At 37.3% G+C, this 12,272-nt stretch carries 11 protein-coding genes and 1 tRNA gene; 2 read left to right on the forward strand and 10 right to left on the reverse strand.

Annotated elements, in window-relative coordinates:
- A tRNA-Asn gene (locus ACZ47B_RS10905) sits at nt 1-75 on the reverse strand.
- Between the two features lie 200 nt (nt 76-275).
- Between ACZ47B_RS10905 and ACZ47B_RS10910 the strand changes: the two genes are divergently transcribed.
- Nucleotides 276-1,223, forward strand: coding sequence for a TAXI family TRAP transporter solute-binding subunit (locus tag ACZ47B_RS10910; protein WP_464894559.1), 948 nt, complete (start codon nt 276-278; stop codon nt 1,221-1,223).
- 62 nt (nt 1,224-1,285) lie between these two features.
- The gene (locus ACZ47B_RS10915) at nt 1,286-3,487 is read left to right on the forward strand and encodes a TRAP transporter permease (protein WP_464894560.1); all 2,202 of its coding nucleotides are present in this window, start codon (nt 1,286-1,288) and stop codon (nt 3,485-3,487) included.
- A 22-nt stretch (nt 3,488-3,509) separates the two neighbouring features.
- Here the strand turns inward: ACZ47B_RS10915 and ACZ47B_RS10920 are convergent, their stop codons facing one another.
- From ACZ47B_RS10920 to ACZ47B_RS10960, 9 genes are all read right to left on the reverse strand, one after another.
- Nucleotides 3,510-4,421 carry a radical SAM protein gene (locus ACZ47B_RS10920; protein WP_464894561.1) on the reverse strand — a complete coding sequence of 304 codons (912 nt, stop codon included), beginning with the start codon at nt 4,419-4,421 and terminating at the stop codon, nt 3,510-3,512.
- The gene (gene hemE, locus ACZ47B_RS10925; protein WP_464894562.1) at nt 4,418-5,443 is read right to left on the reverse strand and encodes a uroporphyrinogen decarboxylase; all 1,026 of its coding nucleotides are present in this window, start codon (nt 5,441-5,443) and stop codon (nt 4,418-4,420) included. The genes ACZ47B_RS10920 and hemE overlap by 4 nt, the downstream gene beginning before the upstream one ends.
- 12 nt (nt 5,444-5,455) lie before the next feature.
- Complete coding sequence (locus tag ACZ47B_RS10930; protein ID WP_464894563.1) at nt 5,456-5,965, reverse strand: YqhA family protein; 510 nt, start codon at nt 5,963-5,965, stop codon at nt 5,456-5,458.
- Between the two features lies 1 nt (nt 5,966).
- A complete protein-coding gene (locus tag ACZ47B_RS10935; protein ID WP_464894564.1) occupies nt 5,967-7,001 on the reverse strand; it encodes an aspartate-semialdehyde dehydrogenase in 1,035 nt (344 codons plus the stop codon).
- Nucleotides 7,002-7,023: 22 nt separating this feature from the next.
- Nucleotides 7,024-8,172, reverse strand: a complete 1,149-nt coding sequence (locus ACZ47B_RS10940; protein WP_464894565.1) for a sigma-54-dependent transcriptional regulator — start codon at nt 8,170-8,172, stop codon at nt 7,024-7,026.
- A 22-nt stretch (nt 8,173-8,194) separates the two neighbouring features.
- The gene (locus ACZ47B_RS10945; protein WP_464895746.1) at nt 8,195-8,584 is read right to left on the reverse strand and encodes a hypothetical protein; all 390 of its coding nucleotides are present in this window, start codon (nt 8,582-8,584) and stop codon (nt 8,195-8,197) included.
- Nucleotides 8,560-9,084: an LPP20 family lipoprotein gene (locus tag ACZ47B_RS10950; protein ID WP_464894566.1), complete on the reverse strand. Its 525-nt coding sequence runs from the start codon at nt 9,082-9,084 to the stop codon at nt 8,560-8,562. Before ACZ47B_RS10950 ends, ACZ47B_RS10945 begins: the two co-directional genes overlap by 25 nt.
- Before the next feature lie 43 nt (nt 9,085-9,127).
- Complete coding sequence (gene gyrA / locus ACZ47B_RS10955) at nt 9,128-11,644, reverse strand: DNA gyrase subunit A (protein WP_464894567.1); 2,517 nt, start codon at nt 11,642-11,644, stop codon at nt 9,128-9,130.
- A 62-nt stretch (nt 11,645-11,706) separates the two neighbouring features.
- Nucleotides 11,707-12,267, reverse strand: a complete 561-nt coding sequence (locus ACZ47B_RS10960) for a ComF family protein (RefSeq protein WP_464894568.1) — start codon at nt 12,265-12,267, stop codon at nt 11,707-11,709.
- Nucleotides 12,268-12,272 lie beyond the last annotated feature (5 nt).

Raw genomic sequence — 12,272 nt, forward strand, 5'->3', positions numbered from 1 at the left:
TGGCTCCGGATGCTGGATTCGAACCAGCGACCAAGTGATTAACAGTCACCTACTCTACCGCTGAGCTAATCCGGAACACTTAAAAATAGGGTAGAATTATATTCTATTTTTCCTTGTATGTCAAGTAAAAATTATACATTTTTTCAAAAAAATATTTCAAAAAAACACAAAATCTTAAAAAACATAAAACTTATAAAAAAATATCGAAAAATTTAAGTTTTATCAAATAATTTTATTGTATAGTTTTATTACAAAATTATTTCAAAGGAGTTTCAATGAAGTCAAAATTAGTTGGTTTGGCATTGGCTGGAAGTTTAGCGATTCCGGCATTTAGTGCTCAGTTTATCACAATAGGTACAGGTGGTGTTACAGGAGTTTATTATCCGACAGGTGGCGCGATCTGTAGAATGGTCAACAAATTAAGAAAAACTGCACATATAAGATGTTCAGTTGAATCAACAGGTGGTTCAGTTTACAATGTAAACACTATAAAAGCCGGTGAGCTTGACTTTGGTATCAGCCAAAGTGATACAGCTTATCAAGCATATCACGGTATAGGCAAATTTAAAGGAAAGCCTATAAAAGAACTTAGAAGTGTTATGGCTATTTATCCTGAACTTTTAACTTTGGTTGTTAGAAAAGATTCAGGTATAAAAAAACTTACTGATATAAAAGGTAAAAGAATCAATATAGACACCCCGGGCTCAGGTACAAGAATGACAACTGAGATAGTTATGCATGCGGTAGGTCTAAAAGATAGTGATTTGGCTTTGGCTGATGAGATGAAATCAAGCGAAGCCCCAACTCTACTTAAAGATAACAAGATCGACGGTTACTTTGCCGTATTTGGTCACCCTACAGCAAATATCAAAGATGCTGCTAACTCAGTTGATATAGACCTTATACCTATAAAAGGTCCTGCAATTGATAAGTTGTTTAAAAAGTATCCTTACTATGCGCCTGGTGTAATCTCAGGAGCATTCTACAAAGGTGTAAATCATGATACTCCAAGTATCGGTGTTAAAGCGGTTCTTGTTACAAGCACAAGAATTCCTGAAAAAGTTGTATATACCGTTACAAAAGCGATACTTGATAACTTTGCGGCATTTAAAAAATTACACCCTGCTTACAAAACTATTACTAAAAAAAGTTTGTTAGACGGTTTATCTATTCCTCAACATCCAGGAGCAGTTAAAGCGTTCAAAGAAGCAGGTTTACTATAACCTACACACATACAGGCATGAACTCTCATGCCTGTACCATCTACAAAATAAGGATGTAAAATATGGCAGATAAAAACAGTGAAGAAGAGATCAAAGATGAATATTTAAAGGATATCATCAAAGATAGCAAAGAAGAGATGGAGTATATGGCAGGAGAGATTGACGATGTCATAGTAACTCCTAAAACGGCGGATTATGAAGAAAAACTTCTAAGTGAACTTGAAGGTCAAAGAGATTTTGATAAAAACACTTGGATGTACTGGCTTATTGCTGTTGTAGCATTTTCTTGGTCGGTATTTCAATTGGCTGTAGTTGTACACCCGATAAATGGAGTTTATGTTAGAGCAGCCCACTTGGCATTCGGTGTTTTTCTTGCTTTTACAATGTATCCCATCTTAAAAAAGGCACATTTAAGAAAAGTTATCACTTGGTATGATATGGCTTTCGCTCTTGTAGGGGTTGTTGTGTCTTTATATCAGTGGTATGCCTACAATGATCTGGCTATGAGATCAGGTGATTGGACACAAACAGATATAGTTGTAGCCATTGCAGTACTTTTTGTGGTTTTGGAAGGCTCAAGAAGAGTTCTGGGTATTCCGTTACCGGCGATTGCAACCTTGTTCTTGCTATATGATTATTTTGGTCCGTATATGCCTGATATCATTGCGCATAAAGGTGCAAGCATTAGTAAGATAATGGGTCAGATGGTACTTACGACAGAGGGAATTTACGGAGTCCCGCTGGGGGTTAGTGCCGGGTTTGTGTTCTTGTTTGTCTTGTTTGGTGCGTTACTTGACAGGGCTGGTGCAGGTGAGTACTTTATAAGTATGGCATATAACCTTTTGGGAAGATTTGACGGAGGTCCGGCTAAAGCTTCCGTTGCAGCTTCGGGTCTTATGGGTATCATATCCGGTTCATCCATAGCCAATACCGTTACAACAGGTACATTTACTATACCTCTCATGAAGAGACTTGGTTTCCCGCCTCACAAAGCAGGTGCGGTTGAAGTCGCCTCTTCGGTAAACGGTCAGCTTATGCCTCCTATCATGGGAGCTGCGGCATTTATCATCGCCGAATTTTTAGGTATAAACTATACAGATGTCGTTAGAGCCGCATTTATCCCTGCGTTTACAAGTTATTTCGCTCTTTTTTACATAGTGCACTTGGAGGCTAAAAAGCTTGGTATAAAAGGTGAAAGCAAAGATAAATTAAAAAGAGTTTTTCCTATATTCATAAGAGGTATTCACTATATCATCCCGATATACTTTTTGATACATACTCTTATCATACTAAGGATGTCGGCTCAAGCCGCAGCTTTCAGTGCGATAGAGTTTATGATGGCTATCATGATAGTTCAAAGGCCGTTTGCTGCCATAGTGCAGAAAAAGCCTCTTACAAAAGATGTATGGCTTGGAGGATTTACAGATATTGCACACGGTATGGTTAACGGTGCAAAAAACATGGTGCCTATCGCCATAGCTACAGCGGTTGCAGGTATAGTCGTAGGCTCTGTAACGCTTACAGGTATCGGATTGATACTTGCTGATGTTATAGACCAGCTCTCAGGCGGTTATATACTTGCGGTATTGTTTTTCACGGCTGTTACTTCACTTATACTTGGTATGGGACTTCCTACAACTGCAAACTATATCGTTATGGCAGCTCTTACAGCTCCGGTTATCATGCAGCTTGCGGCTCAAAACGGATACATCATCCCGGCGATTGCCGCTCATATGTTCGTATTTTACTTTGGTATCTTAGCAGATGATACGCCTCCGGTAGGTATGGCGGCTTATGCGGCTGCGGGATTGGCAAAAAGTGATCCGATAAAAACCGGACTTCAGGGATTTATGTATGATATAAGAACAGCGATACTTCCGTTTATGTTCTTTTTCAATAATAAACTACTTTTAATAGAAAGTGTAAATCCGGAAGATCCCAATGATGTTGCCGGTTGGGTCTGGGTAACTAACCCTGTGGAAATCGTAAGTATATTTTTCTTTGCGGTTCTTGGTATGTTTGCCTTTACTTCGGCAATTCAAGGATTTTTCGTAACCAAAGTAAATCCTTTGGAGAGATTGCTATTTTTAACTATAGTGCCATTTGCATTTTTGCCTGATTTGTTGGCGAAGCATCTTGACCTTGGGTCACATTATGTTTCATGGGCCATTGCGGCAGGTATATATGTACTCATATATGTAATGCAAAAAGCAAGAGTTAAAAAATATGGTGATTATGTTCCTAAAAAAGTAGGATTTCATTAAAAGATAAGATCAAGGAGAGATTTCATCTCTCCTTGATAGTATAAAACTTCACTCCTGTGATATCTCTTTTTTCTATGGTTTTATTTTTCAATAAATCTTTCATGATCTTTTTTGAATTGTCACTAAAGAAATTATCTACGTCAAATTCACTTTGTGGTCTATGAGAAAGAAGTGATAGTATCTCTTCTTGGTTGAAGTCTTCTTTTTTCTTGGGTATATTTTTATATATCAAAGAAACCGGAATATTTGTTATCATCTTTGACAGTTTTGATATACATTCCTCATCAACAGGTTTTACCTTATAAGCCGGCGGTCTGTCTATAGTGCCTATATCGACTCTTTTGGGCAAGATCTTGTTTAACGCTTTATCTAATTTACTAAACTCATCTTCGCTGTCGTTGATACCTTTTACAACCAATACCTCGATGATCAAATCTTTATCGAATTCCCTTGAAAAACTTTCCATACATTCTATCAAGTCACTGACTTCTATACCTTTTAGCGGTCTATCTATCTTTTTAAAGCACCTTTGAGTAACACAATCAAGTGAGAGTTTTACGATATCTATCTTCTTGAGAGTTTCTCTTGTCGTATCATCACAAATCGTCGAACCGTTTGAGAGTATCAAAATCTTTTTATCCTGCTTTATCCTGCTTAGTTCGTTTACCAGAAGATGAAGATCATCATAAAGAGTGGGCTCTCCGTTTGAAGTGATGGTGATGACATCGATATTAGTATGAATTTTAAGGGATTGTTCTACTTCTTCGATGATATCTGAGACTTTTGGAGGGTTTGGTATGCTTGAAACCGGTTTGGCTCCTTTTAACTCACAGTAAACACAGTCAAAATTGCATGATTTGTTATCAGGGCTTAAGTCAATCCCTAAAGAGATACCAAATCTTCTTGAATTGACCGGGCCGAAAACATATCTCATCTCTTTGTTAATTCTTTACAAAGTGATACGAAGTATCTGGCATTTTCTACAGGTACATCCGGTAGTATACCGTGTCCTAGGTTGAAGATATGTCTTCCTTCTTTCATGGTATTTGCTATGGAAGTTACACACTCTTTGGTTGCCTCTTTCGAGTAAAGTCTGCATGGCTCCATATTGCCTTGAAGTACATATCTACTTCCAAGTTTCTCTTTTGCCAAAGCCATAGGGGTTGACCAATCCACACCAAACACATCAAAATCACCGTCTATATCATCAAGGTAAGTTCCTATCCCTTTTGGAAAAACTATGATAGGGATATCAGGATATTTTGATTTGATGTAAGAGCATATATCTTTGATATAACGCCAGCTAAATTCCATATAAGCACTCTTTTCAAGAGCGGCAGCCCAACTGTCAAATATTTGCACAACATTGACACCGGATTTTATCTGGTTTTCAAGATAGTATTTGACGACATCGGATACTTTTTGAAGCAAATGATGCATAAGTTCGGGATCAGTGTAGATAAGTTTTTTTACGATATTGTATGTCTTGGTCCCTTTGCCCTCCACCATGTAAGTGGCCAATGTCCAAGGAGCACCGGTAAAGCCGATAAGAGCTTTATCAATGTCGAGTTTTTCTCTGACTATTTTTATGGTTTCATATACATAGGTAAGCTTGTCGGCAGCTTCTTTTCCACCTGCTAATTTATCTATATCATCTTTGGATTTTATAGGTTTTTCAAAAACAGGACCTTCTCCTTTTATAAAGTCAAGATTCATTCCCATTTCGTTTGGAACAACCAAAATATCACTAAAAAGTATGGCGGCATCAACTCCGACTATATCAACCGGTTGAAGTGTAACTTCGGCGGCAAGTTCGGGAGTGTGACAGAGATTTAGAAAGTTGCCTGCCTTTTCTCTTACGTTCATGTATTCAGGCAAGTATCTTCCTGCCTGTCTCATCATCCAAACAGGAGTATAGGGTGTCTTTTTTCCTTTGCAGGCATCAGTAAATATCATGTTTTTCCTTTGTTAGTGTGTATTTTTGTGTAGAAAGTATAGCCCCAATGCCAGAGCCAAAATGGAAAGTGCAAAATATAGCATCTCTTTTGCGCCGTTATAGTCAGTATGCAAAACTCTTTGAAAAAAACTTACAACCAAAACCATGACTATGACTTTGGCTATCTTGTCTTTTAATTGGTCCAGGCTTTTTATCTCAAGAATTCTGCTTGTTTTTGTATCATTGCTCGCTTCATCTATCTCACTTATGAAAAGTTCATAAAGACCGAAAGAAAATATAAACAAAACAACAGCTATAAGATAAAGATCGACTGCACCGATAATGGTTGAAACAAGGTTTTCATGAAGCTTTTCAGGATGAGCATGAGAGATGAGTGCTTTTATGGTAAAAACTGATATACTGTATATATCCAAACTTGCTATGATAAACAGTACTATAGCTCCTAAAAGTCCAAAGATCACAGAAAGCAAGATAACATATCTGCTTCTCCATATAGCACCCTCAAAAATCTTCTCTATCATGCTACTCACTTTCCAATTCTATCCACTTGAGTGCTATTCTTACCGCATTAGTAGCAGCTCCAACCCTTAGTTGATCTGCAACATTAAAAAAATGCAAGATATTGCTCTCATACAAATCTTTTCTCAACCTTCCTACAAATGTAGTATCCGTATCGGTTGCGATGATAGGCATAGGGTAAATCCCCTCTTCAAGGTTATCCATAACTTCCACATCTTCAAAGTTGTTTAGTGCACCTTTTACTCTGTCAAGGTCAATATCGACATTATCTTCAAAAGTTACGGTTATAGACTCACTATGACTTCTAAGAACGGGAACTCGTACGCAAGTTGCGGCAAGCTCGAAGTTTTTATGAAGTATCTTTTGAGACTCGTTTACCATCTTCATCTCTTCTCTTGTAAAGCCGTTTGGCTGAGGGGTGTCGATATGCGGTATGACATTTAGTGCGATTTGATGCATAAATGCCTCTTTTTGACTCTCGTCAAGCTTGAAAGCGAAAAAGTCCTGCATTTGTCTTACCAACTCTTCCATGCCTTTTTTGCCGGCCCCGCTAGTTGCTTGGTAAGTACTGACATCCACTCTTTTTATGCCATATAGATCATCGAGTGGTTTAAGAGCAAGCACCATTTGTATAGTAGAACAGTTTGGATTGGCAATGATACCTTTTACTTTCCATGCGCTTATATCTTCGGGATTTACTTCAGGCACCACCAAAGGAACTTCAGGATCCATTCTGAAGTGGCTAGAATTGTCTATGACAACTGCTCCACTCTCAGCCGCTATCGGACAAAATTTAGCTGAAATGCTACCACCGGCACTAAAAAATGCTATATCAACTTCCTCTTTATCAAATATATCTTCAGATAATTCTTTAACTTTATAAGTTTTACCAAGAAGTTTAACCTCTTTTCCGACACTATTTTTACTTGCTAAGGGTACAAGGTTTGCAACCGGAAATTTTCTTTCTTCGAGTATTCTAAATATCTCTTCACCTACAGCACCTGTTGCACCGACAACAGCTACATTGAACTTTCTCATTTTTTCTCCTAAATTTTTAACTTTATTTTCGACTCTCTAAAAAGAGGTCTTCTTTTGTTATAGTATCACTTTCACTTAAGATAGCAGCCCGTTCAATTACGGATACAAGTTCTCTGATATTTCCCGGCCAATTGTATCTTAAGAGCTCATCCATAGCCTCATCACTTATAATTTTATCATTAAATCCATATTTTTGGCAAATATTTTTCAAAGTTTCATTTGCTATTTGAGGTATTTCATCTTTTCTCTCTCTTAGTGGAGGGATTTGTATGGGTATGGTATTTAACCTGTAGTACAAATCTTCTCTGAAACTTTTTTCTTTTATCTTCTCTTTTATATCGGCATTTGTAGCCGAGATCACTCTTATATCGATTTTTACAGGTTTTGATCCGCCGACTCGTGTCAACTCTCTTTCTTGTAAAACCCTTAGGATTTTAGGCTGCAAAGATATGGGCATTTCGGCTAATTCGTCCAAAAATATAGTACCTTTGTCAGCGAGTTCAAAAAATCCCTTTTTTAAAGTAAGGGCATCGGTAAATGCTCCTTTCTCATGCCCAAAAAGTTCACTCTCCAAAAGATTCTCCGGAATTGCCGCCATATTTATGGCTATAAATGGCATTTTGGCTCTTTTTGAGTTTTGATGAATGTATTTGGCAAATAGCTCTTTACCCGCACCACTCTCTCCAAGCAGGAGGATGCTTGCATCACTAAGAGCCGCTTTTTTAGCGATTTTAAGTGCACTTTCAAGTTCTTTTGAATTTCCAAGAAACATACTGTTTTTATCTTCTTCAAAAAGAGTTTTTTGTATCTTTTTTTTCTGTTTTCTTGCTTTTGCTCCTCTTTTTATAGCCTTTATGAGGGTATCTATCTCAAACGGCTTTGTCAAAAAGTCCTTAACCCCCAGCCTTATGGCTTCTATAGCCCGATTGAGCGTGGCATTTCCGGTAATTACTATAACTTCATAGTCGTGTTCTAGTTTTTTTATAAATTCTATACCGTCGATTCCGGGCATATTGATATCTGTTATGATAAGCTCAAAGCTGTCGTCAAGTTTTTTGAGAGCCTCTTTTGCATTTTTAAAAGATACAATTTCAAATTCACTATACTCTTCGAGTGAAAGTTCGAGTGATTTTCTCATATTGATATCATCTTCGACGATAGCTATCTTCACTATTTACCTCTGTTATTATCAGTTATTTAAAGGAGCTTATGATACCAAAACCATTATTAAATTTCACTGTAAATCTTACAGGCAAGGTTTTGATGGTTATTTGTGAGTATGAGCGATCTATGTTGTTTGTGGAATTTGAATTTACAAAAACTGTTTTTTGTTTGAAACATTCTAAAAGTTTGTATTTGTATTTTTGGAGGTAACTTAGAGTTGTTATGTTTTTGCCGGTTTTTTTAGGCAAAGTACATATCTTTTTGGCGGGTTTGTCTGATATAGTCATCGCTTTTGAGATAAAGACTTGTTCGTTTACTACATATGAGTTTTGTGTACGGAGTTTATATGATAGTATAAACTCCGTTTTAGCATTTACAAAAATTGTAAAAAATATTAGTAAGAGAAGATTCTTTTCCAAGTTTTACTATCTATTTTCAATTCCATTTTAACTCTGTAAAGACCGTCTTTGTAAGAGCTTTCCGTGATATAGGCATCTTTTATAAGGCCGTCGACTTGAGTTATGATTTTAGAATTTTTAAGTGCCGCATCTTTTACGGTTTCTTTTGCATTTACCTTGACCCCATAGAGCTTTTCTCCAAGTTGTCTGTAAGCATCCGCAACTGCCGCTCTTTTTGCCAAAGCCAAAGCTTGAGCAGGAGATATCGTATTTTGAGGAGCTATCCCTTCTCCAACCACCGCAAACTCTTTTATGGGGTTAGATCTTAAAAAAGACAACTCTTTTTTCTTTACCGCGATACTTCGATCAACAGGGTCGATCTGTTTTTTAGCCTGCATAACTTTTGGTTTTTTTGCAACAGACTGCTTTTTTGGAGCAGGGGAGTCGGTGGATATAGTACATCCCGCAAAAAATATACCAAGTAAAACCGTACTTACGATCAAAAGACTTTTAAATTTCATACTTTCACCTTTATGAATTGATTTTTTATCTACAAAGCAAATATTATTCCTCTTTTTTGTCTGCATCTTCCAAGATATTTGCCTCATTCTCTTCAGACATACCGTTTGATTCGGCTTCACTTTCTTCTTTTGGGCATCTTGCTATGCTTATAACACTGTCATCCCCTTCAACATTTACTATCTTTACGCCACTTGTATTTCTACCGGCTTTTCTGATGCTTTTCATATCTACACGTATCATTTTGCCTTTGGATGTAAGCACCATCAAATCTTTTGTTTCATCTACTATAACTATGCCTACCAAATCTTTGGTTTTAGGTGTGAGCTTCATGGCTATCACACCTTTTCCACCTCTTTTTTGAAGTCTGTATTCGCTTGCAGTAGTTCTTTTGCCTACGCCTTTTTGGCTGACACTTAGAAGCTCCTCTTCATCATCATATATGATGGTGGCACCTGTTACAAAATCACCCGCTTCTTTAAACCTTATGCCGGTAACTCCTTTGGCGCTTCTGCCCATTTCTCTTACATCATTTACATCAAATTTGATACACATTCCTTTTCTTGTTATGATAAAAAGGTATTTTGCATCAGGCATCACTATCTTGGCTGTAACTAAAGAGTCTTCTTCGTTTAGCGTGATAGCTCTTACCCCTACGCTTCTTATGTTGGAAAATTCACTTAAGTTGGTTTTTTTGACAAGCCCTTTTTTGGTAAAGAATGCCAAAGATTTGCTCTCATCAAAATCAGTCGTAGGAATGATCTCCATGATCTTTTCATCAGGCTGTAAGTTTAGAAGATTGACTACAGCTTTGCCTTTTGCGGTTCTGCTGCCCTCAGGAATCCTGTAAACTTTCAACCAGTAGAGTTGTCCTCTGTCAGTTATGAACATAAGGGTATCATGGGTATTTGATACGAAGAAACTCTCTATGAAGTCATCATCGTAAGTGGTCAAAGCGGTTTTTCCTTTTCCACCTCTTTTTTGTTTTTCATACTGTTTAAGAGCTACTCTTTTTATGTAGCCTCTGTGGGTGATGGTGACTACCATAGGTTCATTGGGTATCAAATCCTCTATATCGATTTCACCATAATCATCGACTACTTCAGTCAGTCTAGGAGAGCTGAACTTTTCTTTTACCTCTATAAGTTCATCTTTTATAAGTTTGTTTAAAAGCTCCTCACTTTTTAAAATAGCGCTAAGTCTTTTTATCTCTTTTAGCAACTCTTTTAACTCATTTTCTATCTTTTCTCTTTCAAGTCCGGTCAGTCTGTTTAACTTCATATCCAAAATAGCGCCGGCTTGGATCTCGCTTAGTGAGAAATTTTCCATCAATGCGGTTTTTGCGGTTTTTGTATCTTCACTTTTTTTGATAGTGGCGATGATCTCATCTATATTGTCAAGCGCTATCTTCAAACCTTCTAAGATATGGGCTCTGGCTTTCGCTTTTTCCAACTCATAAATGGTTCTTCTTATCAGTACGGTCTTTCTGTGTTTCAAAAAGAGTTCCAAAAGTTCCAAAAGATTGAATACTTTAGGTTCTTTGTTTTCAATGGCAAGAAGTATAACCCCGAAAGTCACTTCAAGATTCGATGATTTGTAAAGGTTGTTGAGTATGATTTCACTCATAGCATCTTTTTTAAGTTCTATTACTACTCTTATGCCTTCTCTGTCACTTTCATCTCTGATCTCGGAGATACCTTCTATCTGCTTATCTTTTACAAGTGCGGCAACTTGCTCTATAAATTTGGACTTGTTTACTTGATACGGGAATTCATCTATGACTATGACATCTTTGTGCCCTTTTTTTTCTATGTGGGTTTTTGCTCTTATCTTGATGCGGCCTCTTCCTGTGTTGTAGGCATCTATGATGCCTCTCTTGCCAAATATAACGCCGCCTGTAGGAAAATCGGGAGCTTTGATAAACTCAGTCAAGTCAGATATCTCACAATCCGGATTGTCTATCAAATGAAGTAAAGCATCTATGGTTTCGCCAAGATTGTGCGGAGGGATATTGGTAGCCATACCTACGGCGATACCGCTTGAGCCGTTTATCAAAAGGTTTGGGATCCTGCTTGGAAGTACATCAGGCTCACTCATACTGTCATCATAGTTTGGTATGAAATCAACCGTTTCTTTGTCTATATCTTTTAGTAATTCTTCACTTAGAGAGGTCATTCTGGCTTCGGTATATCTCATGGCTGCGGCATTGTCGCCGTCTATGGAGCCGAAGTTTCCCTGACCGTCTATCAAAGGAAGTCTCATCGAGAACGGCTGAGCCATCCTGACTAACGCATCATATACTGCATTGTCGCCGTGTGGATGATACTTACCTATGACATCACCGACAATCCTAGCTGATTTTTTATAGGCTGCCCTGGAGCTTAGGTTTAGCTCACTCATTGCATAGAGTATTCTTCTGTGTACCGGCTTGAGGCCATCTCTGGCATCAGGCAAAGCCCTTCCTATGATGACACTCATAGAGTAGTCTAAATAACTCGTTTTTATAGAGTCTTCAATGTTTATATCTTGAATATCTTGATTTTGTTCAAAAATATCGCTCATTTAGTTAACCTTTTGTAGCTTTAATAGTATTTTATAATATCTAAAAATTACATAATTTCCGCTTAATCCCTCGCATCTGCAAGGGTCAAAGCAAAAAGAACGTTTACTTTGTTCTTTTGTAAAGTTTCTTTTGCTTCGTTTAGTGTAGTGCCGGTTGTTACGATGTCATCTATAAGGATGGCATTTATATTTGATTTGAATGAATATATGAAATTTCTTGGGTTGTTTTGTCTAAACTGCAGGGATTTACCGGAGTATTTTACACTGTTTTTTGCTCTTAAAACTGAGTGAACGGGTGTTATACCGGATGATTTTAAATGTTTGTTTAAAATTGCATTGTGAGAGTATCCTGTTTTTATATCATCATCACATGAAAACGAGTATATTTTGTCAGCGGATTTAAACTCTCCGGCAAATTTTAAAAAACTCTCTTCTGCTAAAATATTATAGATAAAATATCCTATAAATTTATGTTTTGTATGGATAAGTTCTTTTATATCGTTATATTTGTAAAAACTAAAGACTTCAAAACCGTCTGAGAGTACTCTTTTTGTCACAGTAGGAGTCAAAAACTCACTTCTGCATCTTTTGCATATATGAGAAGCTGACAATTCACTACACAACAGGC

The sequence above is a fragment of the Thiofractor thiocamini genome (assembly GCF_055384375.1).